Here is a 22,622-nt window from a genome sequence, read left to right as displayed (position 1 = left end):
GCGCGCGCGGCGGGAGCGAGTTGACCGGTCGGTCACCGTGGTGACGACGACCGGTCAGCTGCCCGCGCCCGTCCTGCCCCAGTCGGGACCTGCCTGCGCCCACGCCCGGTCCAGGCGCGCGTACCGCCGCTGCACCAGCCGCCATACGATCAACCGCCTGACACACTCGACGAGTCCGGCCGACAGGAGCATGGTGCCGATGCCCGCGAGCACGGCGTGGTCACGGGCGGTCTGCTCGGTCATGGGCGGGTTCACCGGCCGCCCCCGGTCGTCGGTCCAGATGCGGAAGGTGTCCCCCGGGGCGAGGTCGTGGCGCGCGGTGGTCAGCGCGCCGGTGCGGCGCGTGCCGTCGGGCCCGGTCCACTGGGCCGGCACCGACCGGCGCAGCCGGTGGTCGGTGGTCGCCTCGGCGTCGCGCGCCCCCGAACGCTCGTACGCGCCACGCCCGTCGCGCTCCTCGGCCACCTCGGTCCCGTCGCGCCCCTCGTTCTCGTCGACCCGGTCACGACCGTCGTGCTCGTCGTGCTCCTCGCGGTCGAGGACCCAGGCCGTGGTGGGATGACGCTGCTCCTGCTGCAGCCGAACCGACTGCTGGAGCGAGGTGTTCGTCGCTGCGCCGGTGACCAGGCCGGTGAGCGGCGCGGCGACACAGATCAGCAGCAGGGCGGCCAGGGCCACCCAGGCCTCGGCGAGATCGGTGGCCCGGCGCAGAGGATTGTGCCGCCAGCGCCAGAGCCCCACGACCGCACGCACAGCACCGCACCCCCTTTCGTGTCCGTCAACGCGTCTGCCGAGCTCCCGGGTTCCCGTGAAGGCACGGCCTATGCGACGGACCGCACGGCTGCTAAGCGAGGATCTCCACGGGGTCGCCCACGCGCAGGGTGCCGGTGCGCTCGGGAACCAGATTCTGGCCGAAGATCATCTTCTTGCCGCTGAGGCGGTGCCGGGCCAGGGTGCGCAGCGGTTCCCTGCCGCGCTCCGCGGTCCGCTGGTCGGTCGTGGTCACCACGCAGCGGGCGCACGGCTTGGCGACGCGGAAGGTGACCTCGCCGATCGCGATACGGGTCCAGTGGTCCTCGTCCCAGGGGGCGGTGCCCCCGACGACCACGGTGGGCCGGAAGCGGTCCATGGGCAGCGGGCCCTCCTCGGGGTGGTCGCCCTGGGCGATGAGGGAGTTGAGGGCGTCCAGCGAGGAGACGGTCGTGACGAGCACGGGGTAGCCGTCGGCGAAGTTGACGGTCTCGCCGGGCAGCGCGTGGCGCGGGTCGATGGGGCGGCGGCGGGCCGGGTCGTCCAGGTGCACCAGCCGTACGTCCTCGCCCAGGTAGGTGCTGAACCACGCGTCGGCGGCCGCTCCCGCCGGTACCGCTTCCACCTTCGTCTGGAAGATCTCCGCTGGAACGGTGACCGACGGCTCCGGCACGGGGACCGGCAACGGCTCCATGCCCGGTGCGGACACCCTGACCCCGCCGTCGGCGGACTGCTCGGCGAAGGCCAACGCCAGCCGGGCGTGCCGACGTTGGGTGACCACCTTCGCCTCGGCGTCGATCAGCATCCAGCGGCGGTCCCCGGTGAGCCCCCATGGCTCGACCGCCGCCTCGACGGGTGAGGACCCGCCGAGGGACTTGACCGGACGGACGTGCAGGGAGTGCAGGGAAGGATTCGGCATGACCTCATCCTGCCAGCACGCATGACATCCCTAGGGAACGGTTCAGTACCCCCCGCCCTGGTAGGGGCGGTTGTACGGGTCGTCGTACGGGGAGGGCGCCGGAACGGGCCGCGGAGCCGCCGGGCGCATCGCCTCGTACCCGGCGGGGACCGGCCGCGCCTGCTGGTGCGGCTGGGGCCCCGGGTAGCCGTAACCGCCACGGGGCGCCGTCGGCTGCTGCGGGATGTACGGCGCCGACATGTGCTGCAGCGGGGCGGGCTGCGGCGCTGCCTGCTGGGGATAGCCGTACGAGCCGCCGTAGGACGGCATGGGCTGGGAGGGAGCCGCCGGCAGGGCGGGAAGGGCCGTGGGGAGCGCCGGCAGGTAGGAGTTGCCGGTGTCGTACGCGGCGGGCACTCGGATCGGCGCGATCTGAGGCGTGCCCCGTTCCGCGACGAGAGAGTCGTAGATCGGGGTGTCCGGGAACGACGGCGCGTTGTAGTAAGCGCCGCCGTAGGAACGGGGGGAGGTCATGGCACATAAGTTAAGCCCACGATGTGCTGGTTGGGGAGGCCGATAAGCAGGTTGTTTTACGCGGTGTGAGTGGCGGCGGATCGCCAATACGAGCGAACCTGGGAAAAACGGTCACCGTCCGTGTAAAGGCCAGGCTGATGGGGGGTTACCGGCAGGTCCGCGTGGCGTGCCGAGACGCACCCTCAAGGTGCCCCATACATAAATCCAGGCGTGGCGGCCGGCGGTGGGCTTCTGCATGTCCATGCTTAAATTGATCAATGTTCCGCCAGACGTGCGGAGTCTTCACGCCGCATCAACATCGCATCAACATCGAATTGAGACGGCGTTACTCCGCGTGCCGGGAAAAGTGCGCTGCGACATCAGCACCGGCATCCGGTATCGGCGCCCCTTTCCAGCTCCGTCCGACATCGAGTCCTTGACGCTCCGTCACCTCTCGGGCGCCACCTCGGGACGAGGATAGGTGCGGCCCTTCCAGGCGGCTCCGTGGCCCCGGTAGTGGCGAACCGCCGAATCCACCGTCATACACAGATAGAGGGACGCCGTGAAGGGCAGCAGGGGCGCCTGCCACAGCGACTGCCGGTAGTAGCGGAGCATCGGGACGTACGTCCCCGCCATCACCGCCCACGCCACCGCCCCCAGCACCCCGGCCTCCGCGTCGCCCGCGAACAGACCCGCGCACACCGCAGCGGGCGGTGCCACGTACACCACCCCCAGCCCCGCCACCGTGCCGACCAGCAGTACCGGGTTGTGCCACAGCTGGGCGTACGCGCTGCGTGCCACCATCCGCCACAGCTCCACCAGCCGCGGATACGGGCGGATGCTGTCCACCCGGTCGGCCAGCCCCAGCCAGATCCGGCCACCGGCCCGCCGCACCGCCCGGGCCAGCGCCACGTCGTCGATCACGGCCTGACGGATCGACTCCGGTACGCGCGCCCGCTCGGCCGCCTCCGTACGCAGCAGCACACACCCGCCCGCGGCGGCCGCCGTCCGGGCCCCCGGCCGGTTGACCCGGCGGAACGGATACAGCTTCGCGAAGAAATAGACGAACGCGGGCACCACCAGTCGCTCCCACCCGGTCACCGCCCGCAGGCGCGCCATCTGCGACACCAGGTCCAGGTCGTTCGTGGTGGCCGCGGCGACCAGCTCCCGCAGGCTGTCCGGCTCGTGCGCGATGTCGGCGTCCGTCAGCAGCAGGTACTCCGGACCGCCCGCCCCTTCCGCGTCCGCCTCCGCCCCACGCGCGCGTGCCAGCCCGATTCCGTGCCGCAGCGCCCACAGCTTCCCCGTCCAGCCCGGCGCCGGCGCCCCGGGCGACGTCACTGTCAGCGGCGGCCCTCCGTACCGGACGGCCAGGGCTCGTGCCACGTCCCCCGTACCGTCCTCGCTCCCGTCGTCCACGAGGAAGATCTCCAGCGGCCCCGGATAGTCCTGCGCAAGGAGGGACGGCAGGCTCAGCGGCAGCACCTCCGCCTCGTCCCTGGCGGGCACCACCACGGCGACCGACGGCCATCGCGCCGGAGCCGTACGGCCCGGCAGGCGCTGATCCGTACGCCAGAAGAAGCCCTGCCCCAACAGCAGCCACACCCAGGCGGCCACCGACCCCAGGGCGATCCACGCAATGGTGCTCATTCGTCGCAGTCTGCCCCACAATGACGGGGCCGCAAGGGGTGTCGGCTAGGGTGACCGGGTGAAGATCGCGCTCATGGACTCCGGAATCGGCCTCCTGGCGGCGGCCGCCGCGGTGCGTCGGCTGCGGCCGGACGCGGCTCTCGTGCTCTCCTCGGACCCCGACGGCATGCCCTGGGGCCCCCGTACGCCCGACGACCTCACCACGCGCGCCCTCGCCGTGGCCCGCGCGGCCGCCGCGCACCGGCCCGACGCGCTGATCGTCGCCTGCAACACCGCCTCCGTCCACACCCTGCCGGCCCTCCGCGCCGAGCTGGAGCCCGCCATCCCGGTCATCGGGACCGTCCCGGCGATCAAGCCCGCCGCGGCGGACGGTGGGCCGGTCGCCATCTGGGCCACCCCCGCCACCACGGGCAGCCCCTACCAGCGCGGGCTCATCCGTGACTTCGCCGGCTCCGTCGACGTCACCGAGGTGCCCTGCCCCGGCCTCGCCGACGCGGTCCAGCACGCCGACGAGGAGGCGATCGACCGGGCCATCGCCGCGGCCGCCGCGCTCACCCCCACCGATGTGAGGGCCGTCGTCCTGGGCTGCACCCATTACGAACTGGTCGCCGAACGCATCCGGACGGCCGTACGGCCCGTCGGCCGCCCTCCCGTGGTGCTGTACGGCTCGGCCGACGCGGTCGCCGCCCAGGCACTGCGCCGCATCGGCGTCCTTCCCGACCCCGGCGCGACACCCGCCGCGGACCCCGCTGACCTCACGGTGCTGCTCAGCGGCCGGGAGGCGGAGCTCCCGCACACCGCCGTGACCTACGCCGAAGGCCGCCTCCTCAAAGCCGCCGCGCCGACACGCTGAAGCGTCCGGCCGCTCGTCGGACCGGCCCCGCGCAAGGGGCCGTGATTGCGGTACGTGAGTACGCTGCTACTCATGAGGGACCACTCCCACAACGAGCGCCCCCCCACGGACCCGGTGCCCGACGTATGGACCGGACGAGCCACCAACCGCGTCCAATGGGCGCTCGCCGCCGCCGGAGCGGCCTGTGTGGCCCTCGGTATCGAACTGGCCGTGGACCTGTCGTGGACCTCCGGTACGGCCGCCCTGTTGATGGCGGTGGTCGGCTGCGTCGCGGCGGGGCTGCTCGTGCTCTTCGGGACGCTCGCCTTCGTGTACGTCGAACTCACGGTGGACCGGCACTCCCTCGAAGTGCGGTGCGGCCACATGGGCGTGCCGCGCCGCAGCATCCCGCTCGACACCGTGGTGGGCGCCGAATTCGCCCCCTCGGTCACCCCACGGCAATGGGGCGGCTGGGGCTACCGCTGGCTCCCGGAGAAGGGCACGGCGGTCGTCGTCCGCCGGGGCGAGGGCCTCGTCCTCACCCTGGGCGACGGGCGGAGCTTCACGGTCACCGTGGACGACGCGGAAGCCGCCGTCCGCGTCATCCGCCACCGCCTGCGCCACCGGGGCCAGCAGCGCGCGGCGGCCGTGCCGGAGTGGCGGGGCCTGGACGGGACGACCCCCGAGGACCTGCGCGCGGAGGCGGTGCGTCCCGAGGCGGTGCGTCCCGTGGACCCGCGGGCGGAGGGCCCGCGATCCGAGGCGGTGCGTCCCGAGGCGGTGCGTTCACGGGACGGGCGTCCACGGGACGTGCGTCCCGAGGCGGTGCGCCCCGAGGATCCCGGGCCGGACGGCGCCCCACTACCCGGCCCCCCCGGCACCACGGGCCCGCCCTGACCCGGCGCGTCCGGGGGGAGGACCGGGGCGCGGCCGTCCGGGCTGGGGTTCGCACACATGGTCGCCGTAGACTCCGCACGTGAGCGCCACCATGACCACCGTCGATGTCCCTCCCCCCGCCCCCGAGGAGCAGGGGGCCCGGTTGCCTCGGTGGCTGGCGCGGCCGACGGGCGCGCTGCTGTCCGGCGCCCTGCTGTTCCTGAGCTTCCCGCCCCGCCCGCTGTGGTGGCTCGCCGTGCCGGGCTTCGCCCTGCTCGGGTGGACGCTGCGCGGCCGCCGGCTCAGGGCGGGTTTCGGCCTCGGCTACCTCGCCGGGCTCGGTTTCCTCCTGCCCCTCCTGGTGTGGACCGGCGAGGAGGTCGGGGCGGTGCCGTGGCTGGCGCTGGTCGCCGCCGAGTCCCTCTTCGTCGCGGCCGCGTGTCTCCTCGTCGCCGCCGTGTCGCGGCTTCCCGCCTGGCCGGTGTTCGCCGCGGCCGCGTGGATCGTGGGAGAGGCGGCACGCGCGCGCGTGCCCTTCGGCGGGTTCCCGTGGGGCAAGATCGCCTTCGGCCAGGCCGACGGCCTCTTCCTGCCGCTCGCGGCGGTGGGCGGCACGCCCGTGCTCGGCTTCGCCGTCGCGCTGTGCGGCTTCGGGCTGTACGAGGCGGTACGCCTCCTCCTGGCGTACAGGGCGACCGGCGGCCTCCCCCGTGGCCCCCTCGCCGCGGCCGCGCTCTCCCTCTTCGTACCGGTCACCGCCGCCCTCGCCGCCCAGCCCCTCGTCTCCGACGCTCCGGAGGACGGCACCGCGACCGTGGCGGCGATCCAGGGGAACGTGCCGCGACTGGGCCTGGACTTCAACGAACAGCGCCGTGCCGTCCTCGACAACCACGCCCGCCGCACCGAGCAGCTCGCCGACGACGTCGCGGCCGGCAAGGCGCCCAGGCCGGACTTCGTCCTGTGGCCGGAGAACTCCTCCGATCTCGACCCCTACCGCAACGACGACGCCCGGTCCGTCATCGACGAGGCGGTCAGGGCCATCGGCGTGCCGACCGTCATCGGGGCCGTCGTCACCCCCGAGACCGGCCCCCTGCGCAACACCCTGATCCAATGGGACCCGCAGGCCGGTCCGGTCGCGACGTACGACAAGCGGCACGTCCAGCCGTTCGGCGAGTACATCCCGATGCGGTCCTTCGTGCGGATCTTCAACAAGGACGTCGACCGCGTGAGCCGCGACTTCGGACCCGGTACCAAGGTGGGCGTGTTCGACCTCGCCGGTACCCGGGTGGGACTCGCCACCTGCTACGAGGCAGCCTTCGACTGGGCGGTGCGGGACACCGTCACCCACGGTGCCCGGCTCATCTCCGTACCGAGCAACAACGCCACCTTCGGGCGCAGCGAGATGACCTACCAGCAGCTCGCCATGTCCCGCGTGCGGGCCGTCGAGCACAGTCGTTCCGTCGTCGTCCCGGTCACCAGCGGCGTCAGCGCGATCATCCGGCCGGACGGCACCATCGTGCGGGAGTCCCGGATGTTCACCCCGGACGCCCTGGTGGCCGAGGTGCCGCTGCGCTCCTCGCTGACGCCGGCGACCCGTATGGGCACCCTGCCCGAGGCGGCCCTGGTGGCCCTCGCCGCCGCAGGCGTCGGCTGGAGCGCGTACCTGGGGGCCGCACGCCGCCGGTCCACGCCGCCCGCCCCGACCGCCTAGGGTCGGCCCATGGCAACTCCTGACTTCATCCGGGCCGTCCGGGCCACCGCCGGGCACCAGTTGCTCCTCCTGCCGGGCGTCAGCGCGGTCGTCTTCGACGACGAGGAGAGACTCCTGCTGGTCCGGCGCGCGGACAACGGCAGGTGGTCGCTCGTCGGAGGCATTCCGGAACCGGGGGAGCAGCCGGCCGTGAGCGCCGTACGTGAGGTGTACGAGGAGACGGCCGTGGAGTGCGTCGTCGAGCGCGTGGTCCTCGTGGAGACGCTGCCGACGGTCACATACGCCAACGGTGACCAGTGCCAGTTCATGGACACCTGCTTCCGCTGCCGGGCCGTGGGGGGCCGGGCGCGCGTCAACGACGACGAATCGCTCGAGGTGGGGTGGTTCGCGCTGGACGCGCTGCCGCCGCTGCGCGAGGGCGAGCTGTTCCGGATCAAGCAGGCCCTCACCGACGGCCCCACATGGTTCTCCACCATGGCCGACTAGGGCGAAGTATGGGTGCGGACCACATCGGTTCGGGAGGCCGCGCTCCATAAGGTGCGGAGCATGACCGCACCCCACACCGTCACCTCCCTCGACCTCGGCGGCCGCGCTTCCCTGGACCTCGGCGGCCGGACCGCCCTCGTCACCGGCGCGGCGAGCGGCATCGGCCGCGCCTGCGCGCTGCGGCTCGCGGCGGCCGGGGCGAAGGTCAGGGCCGTCGACCGGGACGCCCCGGGGCTCGACGCCCTGACCGAAGCGGCCTCCGCGGCGAGCGGGGCGGTCGAAACCCACGTACTCGACCTGACGGACCTCGACGCCGCCGAAGAGATGGCGGCGGGCACCGACATCCTCGTCAACAACGCCGGAATCCAACTGGTCCGCCCCATCGAGGACTTCCCCCCGGACGTCTTCCACACCGTCCTCACCGTGATGCTGGAAGCCCCCTTCCGGCTGATCAGAGGCGCACTGCCACACATGTACGCGCAGGGGTGGGGCCGCATCGTCAACGTTTCCTCCGTCCACGGTCTGCGCGCCTCCGCCTACAAGTCCGCCTACGTGGCCGCGAAACATGGCCTGGAAGGCCTCTCCAAGACGGCCGCCCTCGAAGGGGCACCCCACGGAGTCACCTCCAACTGCGTCAACCCCGGATACGTACGCACCCCGCTGGTCGAGGCCCAGATCGCCGACCAGGCGGACGCCCACGGCATCCCCGCCGAGCGGGTCGTCACCGAGGTCCTGCTGAAGGACTCGGCACTCAAACGGCTCGTCGAACCGGACGAGGTCGCCGAAGCCGTCGCCTACCTCTGCGCCCCGCACGCCTCGTTCATCACCGGCACCTCGCTGGTCCTGGACGGCGGCTGGACCGCCCACTGAACGCACCCGGGGTTGTCCACAGGGCTGGTGCGACCACCCGTACGGCAGGTATCCCTGTGACCATGTCCGAAGAACAGCTCCGCGAGCCGGAGCCCAGCGCCGACCCGGCCGCCTACCTGGGGCTTCTCGCGCGCGGGGCGGCCGTCGAGGCGTACGACCGGCCCGTGCTGCTCGCCCGCGCGAGCGGCGCCGGCCCCGGCGCTCTCGCCGCGCTCGAACACGCCAAGCAGCTGGCGCTGCGCGTCCGCGCCGAGCTGGAGGGACGACGACGCCGCGAGGCCGAGCTGTCCGCGCTGTTCGAGACCGCGCACGATCTCGCCGGGCTGCGGGACCTCGACGCGGTGCTGCGCGCCATCGTGCAGCGCGCGCGTTCACTGCTGGGCACCGAGGTGGCCTACCTCAGTCTGAACGACCCCGCCCGCGGCGACACCTATATGAGGGTCACCGAGGGTTCGGTCTCCGCACGCTTCCAGCAGCTTCGCCTGGGCATGGGGGAGGGGCTCGGCGGCCTCGTCGCCCAGACCGCCCGACCGTACGTGACGGAGAGCTACTTCGACGACGAGCGGTTCCGGCACACGCGGGCCATCGACTCCGGCGTACGCGACGAGGGCCTGGTGGCCATCCTCGGCGTGCCGCTCATGCTCGGCAGCCAGGTGATCGGGGTGCTCTTCGCCGCGGACCGGCGCGCCCGCGTCTTCGAGCGCGAACAGGTCGCGCTGCTCGGCTCGTTCGCCGCGCACGCGGCCGTCGCCATCGACACCGCCAACCTGCTGGCCGAGACCAGGTCGGCGCTGGCCGAGCTGGAGCGGGCCAACGGCATCATCCGCGCCCACAGCGGCGTCATCGAGCGGGCCTCGGAGGTGCACGACCGGCTGACCGAGCTGGTCCTGCGGGGCGGCGGTGTGCATGATGTCGCGGCGACCGTCTCAGAAGTCCTGGGCGGGGCCGTGGAGTTCACGGAAGGCCCCCTTCCCGCCGAGTCCGTCGACGGCCACACCACGCGGCGCGGTGACGAATGGGTCGCGGCCGTCTCCGCCGGCGGCGAGACCCTGGGGGCCCTCGTGCTGCGCGGCCAGCCGGACCTGGACCCGGTCGACCAGCGGACCCTGGAGCGGGCCGCCATGGTCACCTCCCTGCTGCTCCTCGCGCGCCGCTCCGCCGGGGAGGCGGAACAGCGGGTACGGGGTGAACTGCTGGACGACCTGCTCGACGCCCCCGAGCGCGACCGGCGGCTGCTGAAGGAGCGCGCCGCCCGCCTCGGCACCGACTTCGACGCCCCGCACGTGGTGCTGGCCGCCCGCCTCGACCGGCCGGGTCCGCACGCCGGTCCGTACTCCGGTCCGCACGCCGACCCCGCCGCCACCGACCCGCCCGGCACGGACCGGGACGGCGCCGACCGGCAGCGCCTCTGGTCGGCCGCCTCGCACCTGGCGGCCACCCGCCACGGCCTCGCCTCCGCCCGCGACGGCGGCACGGTCCTGCTGCTGCCCCTGGGACCGGACGACACCGCGGCCGAGCTCGCCCGGCAGACCGCCAGGCACCTCGGCGGAACCCTGCGCGAGTCGGTCACCGTCGGTGCCTCCTCGCCGGTCGGCGCGCCCGCCGCCCGCCCGGGCGACATAGCCCCCGCGTACGCCGAGGCCCGCCGCTGCCTCGACGCGCTGCGCCTGCTCGGCCGCTCCGGCGAGGGCGCGGCGGCCTCGGACCTGGGCTTCCTGGGCCTGCTGCTCGCCGACACCCGGGACATCGCCGGCTTCGTGTCCCGCACGATCGGCGAGGTCGTCGCCTACGACCGGAGCCGTGGCACGGACCTGGTGCGCACCCTCGACGCGTACTTCGCGAGCGGGATGAGCCCGGTCCGCACCAAGGACGAACTGCACGTCCACGTGAACACAGTGGCGCAGCGCCTGGAACGGATAGGCCGGCTCCTCGGCCCCGACTGGCAGTCCCCGTCCCGTGCCCTGGAGATCCAGCTCGCGCTGCGCCTGCACTCGATGGCGGACGCGGTCACGCGCTGAAAGGGCCGCTCTCCCCACATGGGGGAGACCGGCCCTTCCCGACCGGCTCAGCGCCCCGCCACGACCCGCTCCTCCTCCACCTCGTCGGCCAGGTCGAGGTTCCGGGTCTCCCGGGCGCACGCGATCGCGACCACGGTGAGCAGCGCCGCGGCGATGACGTACAGGGCGATCGGCGTCGAGCTGCCGTAGTCGGCGAGCAACGCGGTCGCGATCAGCGGCGCCGGTGCCCCGGCCGCCACCGACGAGAACTGCGCCCCGATGGAGGCGCCCGAGTAGCGCACCCGGGTCGCGAACATCTCGGAGAAGAACGCGGCCTGCGGCGCGTACATCGCCCCGTGCAGCACCAGTCCGACGGTCACGGCGAGCAGCAGGCCGCCGAAACTCTTGCCGTCGATGAGCGCGAAGAAGGGGAACATCCACGCCCCGACGCCCACCGCCCCGATCAGATAGACCGGTCGGCGCCCGATACGGTCCGACAGCGCTCCCCAGGCCGGGATCACCGCGAAGTGCACCGCGGAGGCGATGAGCACGGCATTGAGCGCGGTCTGCTTGCTGAGCCCGGTCGAGGTCGTCGCGTACACCAGGATGAACGCGGTGATGACGTAGTAGCTGATGTTCTCGGCCATCCGCGCGCCCATCGCGATCAGCACATCGCGCCAGTGGTGCCGTACCACGGTGACCAGCGGCATCTTCTCCACCTGCGCGGTCTCCGCCTCGCGCGCCTCCGCCCGCGCCAACGCGGCCTTGAAAACGGGCGATTCGTCGACGGAGAGACGAATCCACAGACCGACGATCACCAGCACACCGGACAACAGGAACGGGATACGCCACCCCCACGAGGTGAACGCCGCGTCCGACAACAGCGCGGTCAGCGCGGACAGCACCCCGGTCGCCAACAACTGCCCCGCGGGCGCCCCGGTCTGCGGCCAGGACGCCCAGAACCCACGCCGTCCGGCGTCCCCGTGCTCCGACACCAACAGCACGGCCCCGCCCCACTCGCCCCCGAGCGCAAACCCCTGCACCAACCGCAACACGGTGAGCAACACGGGCGCGGCCGTCCCGATGGTGGCGTGCGTCGGCAACAACCCGATGGCGAAGGTGGCCCCGCCCATCAACAGCAGGCTCAGCACGAGCAACTTCTTCCGCCCGAGCCGGTCCCCGTAGTGCCCGAACACCAATGCCCCGAGCGGCCGGGCGGCGAACCCGACGGCGTACGTGAGGAACGACAGCAGGGTGCCCACGAGGGGGTCGGAGCCGGGGAAGAACAGCTTGTTGAAGACGAGCGCGGCGGCAGACCCGTACAGGAAGAAGTCGTACCACTCGATGGTCGTGCCGATGAGACTCGCGGCGACGATGCGCTTGAGGCTGGAGGGGGCTGGTGGAGCGGTCGCGGGGGAGGACATCGGCACCACTTCCTGGCGGTCGACGGGGACGTTTGCGTGTCGCCATACCGTAGGAACGCGCAGGTCAGGGGCGTATGTGGTGGGACACCATAGTTATGGGGTCGGGTGTGCGCGGGGCCACCATGGAGTTGGTGTCAGTGCCTCCGCAACCGTCTCTGCACGTCCGCATACGAGGCTGGCCGAGTTTGGACGTTCGTGCCTTCTCGGCGGCCGGGTGTGCGGCGGGCGGGCGCCGGATTCGGTAGGCCCCTACGTGGTTTCCCCGATGTCCTGCGGAGACCCAGGACGCGAAGATACGGGCGAACGGCTTACCGGGCCGGAGCGAAGGGACCACGTGGTGGGCTGGATCATCTTTTTCGCCGTCATCTTGGCCCCGTCCCTGATCGGCTTGACCTTCGCGGTCCGTACCGCGCGCCGGGTCGGCAAGGCGGACCGGGCGATGCGTGCCCTTGCCGCTCGTCCTGGCTGGCGGCAGGTCGAGCGCGACGAGGACGGGGCGCGGTGGGCCGGTTATGCGGTCCACTTCCCCTGGTTGCTGCGGGCGCAGCTCGGGACCACCGTGACCGGTCCGCTCGGCGAGCACCAGGTCACCGTCGCCAGGCTCGTTGAGAACCTGACGAGCAAGGTCGACGCCCACTGGCTGGTCTTCGTGTTCGACGTGCCGGGCAGCCGGCCGAGCCTGCGTCTGGAGCGCAACTGGAGTGCGGCGGAGCTCGGGCTCACCTTCCACTTGGATGCGCCGTACCTGCCGATGAGCGACGACCGCGCGGGGACGACCGAGCGGTTCTACGCCTCGGAGCTGCCGGGGCGCCTGGTCGAGCTCGCCGGACCGGCGGTGTCGGTGACGAAGGACGCGATCTGCTTCGTCCACCACCCGCTGCCGGACGTGGTGGACATGGGCAGGCTGCTGGAGGAACTGGCCGGGATGCTTCCGGACCTCGACGCGCTCGCCGGGGACGGCGCCCCGGAGCGCTGAACGTCCTCACGGGCCGGGGGACTCTCCGATCAACGGCGGATCCGCTGATCAAGGGGGAGACGCCACATGAGCGACACGACGATCGGACGCGAGCTCGCGGAGGAGCCGGCCGATGGTGCCATGCCGTCGGCCGCGTCGGCCGGGCAGCAGCGGACCGTCGGGCTGATAGAGGTGTGGAGGTCCTCCATACCATCAGCGCTGGGTGAACCGGCGCTGATGTGCGGCACTTCCTTGTGTGTCGGAAGCCGGGCTCAGAGGCTGGGGAAGACGGCCGTGAGGAACAGGCAGCAGGACGGCCCAGAAGAGCGCCGCGGCCAGTGACACGAGCAGGGAGCTGCGCCACTTCAGTACCAGGAACGGGAACAGCACCAGGGCCGCCCATGGCCCTGCCACGTCGATGGTCATGCGGGCGGCCTCGCCCAGGGTCCCGGCGCGTCCGGAGGCGATACAGCGCAGCAGCCGCTGGGAGACGAAGCCATACAGTCCGAAGACGATCGGGAAGAACCATAGTGGTGTGATCGTGACCAGCTCGGACTCCGAGAACTCATCGAACATGACCATGTAGATGAGTTGGGCCGCCATGGGCCGCCGATCAGCGCGGTCACGTAGAGGGCGGCCAGCGCGATCGACTCGGTGGTGGGCGTCCTGCCCCGCCCGGTCCTGTACCGCTGGAGGAGCGATCACCGCAGAGGCGACATGGCTCCACCATCCGGGACACCACGTAGTGGCGCACGTAGTCGACCGGACTCACGCCGACGAGGACGGTGACGGCTCGTCACTCCTTCCACGGCTGCCATTCGTCGTCGTTCCTGCACCCAGGCCTTTGCGTTGGCGGCCGAGGAGCCGTGACGCGAGCGGACCCCCGCTCGCGCGGCTCAGGCCGTGGCGTCCTCGAACTGGCCCAGAAAGCGGAAGCGGCCGCCGGACGCCTGGAAGAGGTACATCGCCTTGGTGGCGTAGCCGGTGCTCGAGCCCGTGTAGCGCAGCCGCTTGGTGATTCCTCGGTAGTCGGTCTGCCGCAACCGTGCCACGAGCGGGCCCCGTTCGGTGAGGGACGCGCCCAGCGTCGTCAGCGCGCGGGCCACGAAGAGCGTCGCGTCGTAGGCCTCCGCGGAGTACCAGGGTGGGGCGGTGCCGAAGCGCTGGTGGTAGTCGGTGACGAAGGACTTCGCGGCCGTCACACGGGTCGGATCGAGGAAGGTGGTGGCGAAGACCCAGCCCTCGGCGGCCTCTCCGGCCATGGTGAAGAAGTCCTGGTCGAGGGCCCGTTGGGTGGTCAACCGGGCTCCGGAGTAGCCGGCCGCGCGCAGCGCTCGCGCCAGTTTCGCCGCGCGTTCGAAGCCTCCGGCGAACAGCACTGCGTCCGCCTTCCCGCCGGTCACCGACTCGGCCAGGGCACGGAAGTCGTCAGTCGTATCGTCCTCGGCGGCGAGGGTACGCCGGGTCGTGGTGCGCTGTCCGTATGGGAGCGCCTGGGCGACGTCCGCGCAGAGCTCCCAGCTGAAGTCGCCCTCGGCAGCGTCGTCGATCAGTACCGTTCTGCGTGTTCGGACGGTGCGGACGAGGTGGGCGACCAGGGGTGCCGCCAAGTTGCGGTCGGGGGGCCGGGTGGCCGCGTACGTCCGGTACCTCTCGGCGGACACCCCATCGAGCCCGACCGACACGCAGATCATGGGCAGCAGCGCTTTCCGGTACTGCTCGAGGACGGCCTTGGCACAGGCGTCGGTGGTCGGCCCGATCACCGAGCTGACCCGGTCGTCGGCCGACAGTTGCCGCGCGATCCGCTGTGCCCGGGTGGGGCTGCCCGCGTCGTCTCGCACTTCGAGGGCGAGGTCGAAGCCGCGGCCGGCACGGGAGTTGAGGTGGTCGACGGCGAGCCGGACACCGCTCTCCTGCGCCAGGCCGGCCGTCTTCTGGTCCCCCGTCAGGTCGGCGTGCAGGGCGACCACCCGCTGCGGAAGCCGTGTGTCGCCCCCTTGTGCCGACGCGCGGCGGGGGCGACCCGCGGTCCACCAGGTGGCCGCGGCGCCCGCTGCCACGACCCCGGCGGACGAGCCCAGCGCCAGCAGGCGGCGCCGCGTGACGCCCGGCGGCCGTTCCCGCGAGCCCGGCACCGTGTCGGTGCCTGCCGGGGTGCCGGTCACCTCGGTCGCCTCGGCTGCGGGCAGAGCGAGGACGGCGGCCGAACGGCGTGCGATCAACCGGGTGAGCGCCTCCGGCAACCAGCCCTCAGCCTCGTCCGCACGGTCCAGAGCCGCGCGGACCTCGGCCACGGTGGGGCGGGCGCCGGGCTCTTTCGCCAGGCAGTCCCGCAACAGCGGCAGCAACAGCGCCGGTACGGCGTCCAGGTCCGCATCGTCGTGGACCGTACGCACCAGCACCTCGGCCGCCGAGCCCCACCCGAAGGGGCGTTCGCCCGTCACCGCGTATGCCAGCAGACAGCCGAGCGAGAAGACGTCGCTGGCCGGCCCGATCTCCCGCCCCCGCCCCTGAGCCTGTTCGGGGGAGAGGAACCCGGGGGAGCCGACCACCATCCCGCTCGTGGTGAGCGCGGTGTCCTCCGGCGGCCGGGCGATCCCGAAGTCGATCAACCGCGGCCCGTCGACCGCGAGCAGCACATTGGCGGGCTTGACGTCCCGGTGCACCAGACCCGCCCCGTGCACCGCCTCCAGCGCCTCGGCCAACCGCACCCCCAGGACGCGGGCACTCCGGTACGGCAGGGGGCCGCACTCCTCCACGGCCTCCGCAAGGGAGGGCCCCGGCACGAATTCCGTGGCCAGCCACGGCGACTCCGCGTCAGGGTCAGCGGCGAGAAGAGGCACGACCCAGGGGCTCGCCACCCGGCTCCCCGCCTCCACCTCGCGGCGGAAGCGGGCCCGAAAGCCCGGGTCGTCCGCGTGCGCGGCGCGGATGACCTTCACCGCGGTGAGCGAGCCTCCCCCGGAGCGGGCCAGGTAGACCACGCCCATGCCGCCCGCGCCGAGGCGGCGCAGCAGCCGGTAACCCGCGATCCTGGCCGGGTCGGCTCCGCGCAACGGCTCCATCAATGCCCCATCAGGTGGCCACCTGGTACGGCGCCGGGCCCTGGTACGCGAATCTGCCGCCCTCGACCTTCCACAGGTAGACCCCGCTGCCGTCGGCCACCAGCGCCCCGGTCTCCTTGGCGAACGCGAGGTTCCGGGCGATGCCCTTGTGCGACCCCGATCGCAGGGCCGTTGTCAGAGTCTGCCGGGTGCGGCGCCCGGCGCTCAGTGACCGCAGCGTCTTCACGGCGAACTGTGCCACGTCGTACGTCTCCACGGCGTACCGCTCCGGCTCCGCGCCGAAGAGTTTGCGGTGGGCGGCCCTGAACGACTTCGCCTCAGGCGCCACGGTTGCGTCCATGGCTGGGGCGACGATCACCCAGCCGTCGGCCGCGTCCCCCGCGGCGGACAGGAACCGGGCGTCGAGCACCCCCTGGGCCGCGGCCCTCGCTCCCGGGAAGTCACGGCGGTGCAGTTCCCGGGCCAGCAGCGCGGCCCGGTCGTGGTAACCGGCGAAGACAACCGAATCGGCGCCCCTGACCAGCATGGCGTCCAGGGTCGGCCCGAAGTCGGTGCGCAGTGCGCTGACCACCTTGGGCACGGCAGGCAGTGGGACCTTGCGGAGGACGGTGGCGAGGGTGCTGCTGATCTCCCAGGCGTAGGCGCCCGCCGCCCGGTCGTCGACGATCCCGACCGTGCGCGACTTTGCCGTCCCGCGCAGGTACACGTCCAGATAGAGGGGCAGCAGCGTGTCCGTCACCCGGGCGTGCAGGAAGGACCGGCTGCCCATCACCTGCAGCACGGTGGCACCGGGCGTCACCGCGATCAGCGGCAGCGACGCGGCGTCGTACGTGGCCAGCGAGGCCAGGGCGGTGGCGTCCGTGGTCGGACCGATCACCGCCAGCACGGAACGGTCGGCGACGAGTTCCTTGGCCGCCTCGGGCGCCCGGGTCGCATCGCCACCGTCGTCCACCGTCTTCACGGCGAGCGTGAAGGGCTTGTCCGCAGCACGGGAGTTGAACTCGTGGACCGCGAGCCGCAGCCCTCGCTCCTGAGCCCGCCCGACCTCCCTCTGCCTACCCGTCAGGTCGGCGTGCAGGCCAAGGGTGTACACCGGACCGGTGGCGTCCGGCGTGGCGTCGTCCTCCCCGCCGCCGTCACGGTCGAGTGCTGCCCACGCCGCCAGTCCACCCCCCGCCGCGACGGCCGCCGCGCCTCCGGTCAGCAGCAGGAACCGGCGTCTGCCGACGGCACGGGCCGCCGGCTGCGTGGCCGCGGTGTCCGGCGGGGCGGTGCCGGCGGACGCGGGGTCGACCTCGGTCTCGTCGACGGCGGGCAGGGCGAGCCCGGCCGCCGAGCGTTCCGCGATCAGCCGGACCAACGGCTCGGGCAACCAGGCGTCGTCCGCGGGCAATCGCCCGTCGGCCGCCTGCTCGGCCTCGCCGTCGGCGATCGCATCCGGCGCGTCGGTGTCCTGCATGGGCGCGGGACGCACCGCCCGCAGCACCTCCCGTGGGTCGGGTGGGGTTTCGGACGCGGCGACCGTGAGCGTCTCCGACAGCGCTTCCGCCGTGGGCCGCAGCTGCGGGTCCTTCTCCAGGCAGCCGCGCACCACCTCGGCGAGCGGTCGGGGTACGCCCTCCAGGTCCGGGGCGTCGTGCACCGTGCGGTACAGCAGTGCGTCCAGCGAGCCGGTGCCGAACGGGGGACGGCCGGTGGCCGCGAAGGCCAGCACGCACCCGAGCGAGAAGATGTCGCCGGATACACCCAACTCCCTTGTGCCGTGGACCTGTTCGGGCGGCAGGAAGCCGGGGGTGCCGACCACCACACCGGTCGAGGTCAGCGCGGTGTCCTGCGGGTCGCGGGCCACACCGAAATCGATCAGCCGGGGCCCGTCGAGCGCCAGCAGCACATTGCCCGGCTTCACGTCCCGGTGCACGAGGCCGACGCCGTGCAGGTCCCCCAACGCCTGGGCGAGCCGCATCCCCAGCACTCGCAGGCCCCGTAGGGGCAACGGCCCGTGGGCAGCGACGGCCTCACCGAGCGAGGGCCCCGGCACGAAGGCGGTGGCCAGCCAGGGCTGCGGCGCATCCGGGTCCGCGTCGACGAGGGGCGCCACCCAAGGACTGGTCATCCGGCGGGCCGTCTCCGCCTCCCTGCGGAACCGTTCCCGGAAGCCGTCGTCCTCGGCATACTCGGCCTGGATCACCTTCAGTGCGACCAGGGAGCCGCCGGCCGAGCGGGCCAGGTAGACCACGCCCATCCCGCCCGCCCCGAGGCGTCCGAGCAACCGATGACCCGCCAGGCTGGACGGGTCGGAGGTACGCAGCGGGTCCATCACTTCCCCTTCAAGCGCTGCTGGACGCGCGCCAGCATCTGTCCCAGGGCGTCGGCGCCCAGTTGTTGGAGTTCCTGCTCCGTGTGTCCCTTCCCGCCGGTCACGGAGACGGCCACGACGACCGTGCCCAGTCGGGCGACCATCCACCGGTAGGGCTGGACAGCGCCGCCCTTCTCGACGTACTGCCCGGCCTCCAGCACGGAGTCGTCGGCGTACTCCTGCTCGCGGGCGCCGAAGGGGGTGCCGAGCGAGTTCAGGCCGGTGATCCGGGCGTCGGCACGGAGGTGCTGCTCCGGGCAGCGCAGGACTTCCTCCAGGGTGGTGCTCAGTTGTTCGTCGGCGCCGAGGGCGGAGGAGTGCACGGTGGCCGCGGCCGTCACCCTGATGGCGTTCTGGGAGCGGCCGGCGGGCAGCAGGCTGTAGCGGGACAGGCCGGCCAGCACTCCCCGAGGGGCCTTCTCCCGCTCCCAGCGGCAGCCGTCGTCCAGCACGGCCCAGGTGCCAGGCCTGCTCACGGCCGGATCCTGGGCGACAAAGCCCCGCCCCCAGTCACCCGGGGCGAACACCACCGCCTCCACCATCGTCTGACCGTCCTTCGACGTCCTGGGAACGAGGGACGCGTCGGGTGTGAGGACGGGGGTGGCGGTCGACCCGCCCGACGGGGGCGCCGTGGATCGCGGCGAGGCGGTGTGCGCGGACGCCCCGGTCCGCCGCGGAGACCCGCCGTCAGCCCCCTGGGCCGAACACCCGGCCAGCAGGCTCCCCGTCACCAGGAGTGGCACCCAAATGCCCCGTACGCCACAGGCGTTGCCTCTCACGCAGTCCCCTCTGCCGCTCGAGTTGTCCGACTGATCGACCGTAGACGGCGGCGGGGGCAGCGGCCTCAGTGGAAACACGTAATCGACTACGGGATTCGCCAAGTCGCGGGTGTTCGGTGCGGAGGTGGCGTGGAGTACGTGGTTTCACGGATGTGCCGTGCCGGCCCCACGGCACCGCCACACCGAGGCGAGGGCAAGGGACCTCTGGCCCTCCTGCCGATGGGGCTGTCGCCCGCCGGCGCCTTGCAGGGCCGACGCGGTGGGACGTACGGGCTGCTGATCGCCCTGGCCAGGACGGCGTCGGTGCTTGCTCCCGGTGCTGTGGCTGACGACCGCACTCATGAATGACGGCGACCACTGCACGGCGTATCTTCGCTCACGACCCGGCTCCCAGTCCGACACGGGTCATGAGACCGGCCAGGGCCGAGCGGGACGGCACCGACGCCTTGCGGTAGATCGAGGACAGGTGGGTCTCGACGGTGCGTCGGCTGAGATGGAGCCGGGCGGCGATGTCCTGGTTGCTCAGCCCCTGCGCCACCAGCTCGGCCACCTCCAGCTCACGAGCGGTCAGTTCCGCGAGCTGCGCCGGAAGCGCCGGCGTCTCCGCCATCACCTGTGGGCGGATCAGTTCGGCGAGGTCCACCAGCAGGCGTGCGCCGCCGCCGACGGCGATGCGGTGGGCCCGGTGCCACATCGCGGCGGCGCGTGCTCCCTGACCAGTGTGCTGCACCAAGGGCGCCGCCCGGAGCAACGAGTACGCCTCCCACAGGGGCTGGCCGCAGCGGACGTATTCCTGTGCTGCCGCGTCGAGGAGCCGCACGGCCTCGCCCGTCTCGCCATGGTGCTCGGCCAGTGTGGCCTGGGCGCGCAGGGCGGCCGCGCGCTGACCGTGAAGGCCGAGCCGGTCGGCCTCGTGGGTGGCCTGGGCTGCCCAGCGGCCGGCCGCCGCGACGTCCCCGGCGGTGAGGGCCGCGGCAGCGAGGGTGTCGAGCTGGCCCGGACGGATCGACGGCTGCAGCAGGGGCAGTCCGGGGCCGCCGCCTGCCCTCGTGATGGTCTCCTGGGCGCGATGAGGGTCACCGCCGACGAAGGTCGCGTGCCCGAGCATGCACCAGGCCAGCGACGACCACCAGCCCCTGCTGCGGCCGGCCGCTGCGGTGGCCTCCTCACCGGTGGCCAGGGCGCTTCCGTCGCCCAGCGGTCGGGCCAGCAACAGCACCAGCGTCTTGATGGCCAGGGTGAAGCCCAGAAGGTCGTCGCTGCCCGCGGCCCGGGCGATGGACTCCGCATCCTCGGCGGCCTCCAGCGCGGACGGCAGACGGCACGTGGTGAGGTGGACGAAGGCGCGACTCGTCAACAGGTGGGGCAGAACGTGGAGTTGTCCGGTGCGACGGGCGATGTCCAGCCCCCGGGTGATGTGCCGCTCGGCGTCGGCGTAGCGCTCCAGCAGGGTTTCCGCCCAGGCCAGCCAGACCAGCGCCTCGCACAGAACGGCGAGGCCGGGATCGGTCAGCGCGTCCGCGAGTGACGCGGCGGAGTCGGCGAACCCGGCCGCCGCCTCCGTCTCTCCCTCGTACGCCTCGCCCAGGGCCGCAAGCGCGAGCGCCGCTGCCTCACCGGTGGAATCGTCGTCGGCGCGAGCGACGGCGACGGCCTGCGCGACGTCCGCGCGTGCCTGCGGATAGGACGCAGTCAGCAGAGCGGACATGCCGAGGGCCAGGCGCAGGGAGACCGCCTGGGCGGGGGACGGGCCGGGATCGTGGGACAGCTCCCGGCGCAGCAGGGCGGTGGCCTCGGGAGAGTGGCCGAGGTGCCGCTCCATCACGGCGCACTGGGCGACCGCCCGCGTCCGCAGTTCCGGATGGTCCTTCCCGGCGGTCTCGATCAGGGTGTGCAGCAGGTCCCGGCTCTCTCGGAGGTGCCCGCTGACGCCGAGCGCGCGGGCGCGCGCCAGCACCAGTTCGCCGCGTTGCGTGAAGCGGTCGGGACCGTCCGGCATATGGGTCAGGACGACATCCAGCAGATGGGCGGCGGTGGCCGGCGCGGTCGACGCGAACCGTGCGGCCGCCTCGATGAGCACCTCCGCCGCCTGGGCGTCCCAGCAGGTCAACGACCGTGCGACGTGGCCGGCCCGCTCGGTGACGGGAGCGCCGCGTCGGGCCAGTTCCCGCGCCGCGCGGCGGTGGAGTTCGGCTCGCCGCCCTGGCGCGGTCCTCTCGTGGACCAGGGCCCGGACCAGGGGATGGCGCAGCGTCCACCGGCCGCCCGGCCCGGCCCGCAGCACATCGCGCGCCACCAGGGCTTCGGTCTCCTCCTCCACGTCCTGCACGGCTCGCTCGCTCACCACGGCCAGCAGAGCGGACGAGGCGTGGTCGCCGAGCGCCGCCACCGCCTCGACGAGTCGGCGCTGCGATCCGGTGAGCGTGCCCAACTCGTCGAGCAGCAGCGCGGCGAGCCCGCCGGGTACGTCGGCCGCGTACCCGGCGTCGTCCGTGGCGGCGACATGAGTGTCCGAGCCGAGGCCCGGCGGGAACGCCCCGGTGCGGTGGGCGTGCCCCAGCGCCAGCAGGTACAAGGGGTTGCCCTCGCTGGCGGCGTGCAGCCGCTTGGCCTGGTCCTCGGCGATGTCGGGCGCCAGCGCCAGGACGGACTCCTGCTCGGAGAGCGGCGCAAGGGCGAGGTGGAGCACGGTCCCGCTGTCCGAGCCGCGCGTCAGCGCCGCGGTCAGGGATGCCGGCGTCTGCCGGACCCGCCGGGCCACCACCAGCAGGACGCGTCCGCGCGCGGGGTGCCGGATCAGATGGTCCACGAGCTCGCGTGACGCGGGATCCGCCCAGTGCACGTCGTCCAGAGCCAGCACCAGACCGCGCTCACCCAGCTGTGTCAGGAACGCCGCGACCGCACGATGCAGCCCGAACCGGGCGGCCGCACTCTCGACGGAACCGCCGCCCGGGGCGTGCCGGATGCCCTGCAACACCGACTGCACCTCGGCGACGGCAGGGTCGGCGAAGGCGGTCTGTGCGCCGGGATCGGCATCGGCGAAAGCGTCCGTGAACAGATGGAAGGGAACATGCTGTTCATACTCGGTGGCCCGTCCGCGCAGCACGGTGATCCCGGCTCGGCGGGCCCGCGCGCACACCTCGTCGAGCAACCTGCTTTTTCCGATGCCGGGTTCGCCGACGACGTCGACGACCTTTGGCTGCCCGGAGCGGTCCAGGTCCACGAGCAGTGCATCCAGCCGTTCGAGCTCCGCCGATCTGCCTACCAGTCCCGCCACGTTCTCGTCCCCCCAATGGTGATCTCTCACCTGCGTTGATCTCTGTTTCCCGACAGGTCACCCTAAGGGGCAGTTTCGTGCCCCTCCTTTACGCGGGCCAGTGCATATGAAGGTGACCTTCAGCAGGGCGTCGGCGCGTTCGCTGTCGTGATGCCTCTGTTCAGGGCGCTGAATGCCTTGTCG

16 protein-coding genes and 1 pseudogene are annotated in these 22,622 nt (G+C 72.7%); 7 read left to right on the top strand and 10 right to left on the bottom strand.

What is annotated here, in order from left to right; translation table 11 throughout:
• Positions 1-54: 54 nt before the first annotated feature.
• The 4 genes from ACZ6C1_RS28595 to ACZ6C1_RS28580 form a co-directional block, all read right to left on the bottom strand.
• Positions 55-753, bottom strand: coding sequence for an Rv1733c family protein (locus ACZ6C1_RS28595; RefSeq protein WP_469244606.1), 699 nt, complete (start codon positions 751-753; stop codon positions 55-57).
• Between the two features lie 91 nt (positions 754-844).
• Positions 845-1,669: an MOSC domain-containing protein gene (locus tag ACZ6C1_RS28590; RefSeq protein WP_469244603.1), complete on the bottom strand. Its 825-nt coding sequence runs from the start codon at positions 1,667-1,669 to the stop codon at positions 845-847.
• A 42-nt stretch (positions 1,670-1,711) separates the two neighbouring features.
• Complete coding sequence (locus ACZ6C1_RS28585; protein ID WP_469244602.1) at positions 1,712-2,182, bottom strand: DUF6643 family protein; 471 nt, start codon at positions 2,180-2,182, stop codon at positions 1,712-1,714.
• 426 nt (positions 2,183-2,608) lie between these two features.
• The gene (locus tag ACZ6C1_RS28580; RefSeq protein ID WP_469244600.1) at positions 2,609-3,811 is read right to left on the bottom strand and encodes a glycosyltransferase; all 1,203 of its coding nucleotides are present in this window, start codon (positions 3,809-3,811) and stop codon (positions 2,609-2,611) included.
• A gap of 58 nt (positions 3,812-3,869) precedes the next feature.
• On the opposite strand from ACZ6C1_RS28580, the gene ACZ6C1_RS28575 reads away from it, so the two are divergent.
• From ACZ6C1_RS28575 to ACZ6C1_RS28550, 6 genes and pseudogenes are all read left to right on the top strand, one after another.
• Positions 3,870-4,664 (top strand): glutamate racemase, encoded by a 795-nt coding sequence (locus ACZ6C1_RS28575; protein ID WP_469244598.1) that lies wholly within the window; start codon positions 3,870-3,872, stop codon positions 4,662-4,664.
• Positions 4,665-4,736: 72 nt separating this feature from the next.
• A pseudogene (locus ACZ6C1_RS28570) lies at positions 4,737-5,264 on the top strand (hypothetical protein); the annotation flags it as partial.
• Between the two features lie 355 nt (positions 5,265-5,619).
• Positions 5,620-7,230, top strand: a complete 1,611-nt coding sequence (lnt, locus tag ACZ6C1_RS28565; RefSeq protein ID WP_469244596.1) for an apolipoprotein N-acyltransferase — start codon at positions 5,620-5,622, stop codon at positions 7,228-7,230.
• Positions 7,231-7,239: 9 nt separating this feature from the next.
• The gene (locus ACZ6C1_RS28560) at positions 7,240-7,716 is read left to right on the top strand and encodes an NUDIX hydrolase (RefSeq protein ID WP_469244595.1); all 477 of its coding nucleotides are present in this window, start codon (positions 7,240-7,242) and stop codon (positions 7,714-7,716) included.
• A 60-nt stretch (positions 7,717-7,776) separates the two neighbouring features.
• On the top strand, positions 7,777-8,586 hold the full coding sequence (locus ACZ6C1_RS28555; protein WP_469244593.1) for a 3-hydroxybutyrate dehydrogenase: 810 nt from the start codon (positions 7,777-7,779) through the stop codon (positions 8,584-8,586).
• A 62-nt stretch (positions 8,587-8,648) separates the two neighbouring features.
• On the top strand, positions 8,649-10,604 hold the full coding sequence (locus ACZ6C1_RS28550; protein ID WP_469244591.1) for a helix-turn-helix domain-containing protein: 1,956 nt from the start codon (positions 8,649-8,651) through the stop codon (positions 10,602-10,604).
• A 47-nt stretch (positions 10,605-10,651) separates the two neighbouring features.
• On the opposite strand, the gene ACZ6C1_RS28545 is transcribed toward ACZ6C1_RS28550, so the two are convergent.
• Positions 10,652-12,007 carry an MFS transporter gene (locus ACZ6C1_RS28545; protein ID WP_469244589.1) on the bottom strand — a complete coding sequence of 452 codons (1,356 nt, stop codon included), beginning with the start codon at positions 12,005-12,007 and terminating at the stop codon, positions 10,652-10,654.
• A 337-nt stretch (positions 12,008-12,344) separates the two neighbouring features.
• On the opposite strand from ACZ6C1_RS28545, the gene ACZ6C1_RS28540 reads away from it, so the two are divergent.
• A complete protein-coding gene (locus ACZ6C1_RS28540) occupies positions 12,345-12,983 on the top strand; it encodes a hypothetical protein (protein ID WP_469244588.1) in 639 nt (212 codons plus the stop codon).
• 192 nt (positions 12,984-13,175) lie between these two features.
• On the opposite strand, the gene ACZ6C1_RS28535 is transcribed toward ACZ6C1_RS28540, so the two are convergent.
• The 5 genes from ACZ6C1_RS28535 to ACZ6C1_RS28515 all read right to left on the bottom strand — a co-directional run bounded on the left by ACZ6C1_RS28535 (position 13,176) and on the right by ACZ6C1_RS28515 (position 22,439).
• Positions 13,176-13,565 carry a hypothetical protein gene (locus ACZ6C1_RS28535; protein ID WP_469244586.1) on the bottom strand — a complete coding sequence of 130 codons (390 nt, stop codon included), beginning with the start codon at positions 13,563-13,565 and terminating at the stop codon, positions 13,176-13,178.
• Positions 13,566-13,858: 293 nt separating this feature from the next.
• Positions 13,859-16,027 carry a bifunctional serine/threonine-protein kinase/ABC transporter substrate-binding protein gene (locus tag ACZ6C1_RS28530; protein WP_469244584.1) on the bottom strand — a complete coding sequence of 723 codons (2,169 nt, stop codon included), beginning with the start codon at positions 16,025-16,027 and terminating at the stop codon, positions 13,859-13,861.
• A gap of 10 nt (positions 16,028-16,037) precedes the next feature.
• Positions 16,038-18,344, bottom strand: a complete 2,307-nt coding sequence (locus ACZ6C1_RS28525; protein WP_469244583.1) for a bifunctional serine/threonine-protein kinase/ABC transporter substrate-binding protein — start codon at positions 18,342-18,344, stop codon at positions 16,038-16,040.
• A complete protein-coding gene (locus ACZ6C1_RS28520; RefSeq protein ID WP_469244581.1) occupies positions 18,344-18,859 on the bottom strand; it encodes a hypothetical protein in 516 nt (171 codons plus the stop codon). The genes ACZ6C1_RS28525 and ACZ6C1_RS28520 overlap by 1 nt, the downstream gene beginning before the upstream one ends.
• Positions 18,860-19,538: 679 nt before the next feature.
• Positions 19,539-22,439: a helix-turn-helix transcriptional regulator gene (locus ACZ6C1_RS28515; protein ID WP_469244579.1), complete on the bottom strand. Its 2,901-nt coding sequence runs from the start codon at positions 22,437-22,439 to the stop codon at positions 19,539-19,541.
• Positions 22,440-22,622 lie beyond the last annotated feature (183 nt).

Source organism: Streptomyces sp. NPDC041796, assembly GCF_055590785.1.
This window is presented reverse-complemented; position numbering and strand designations above follow the sequence as displayed.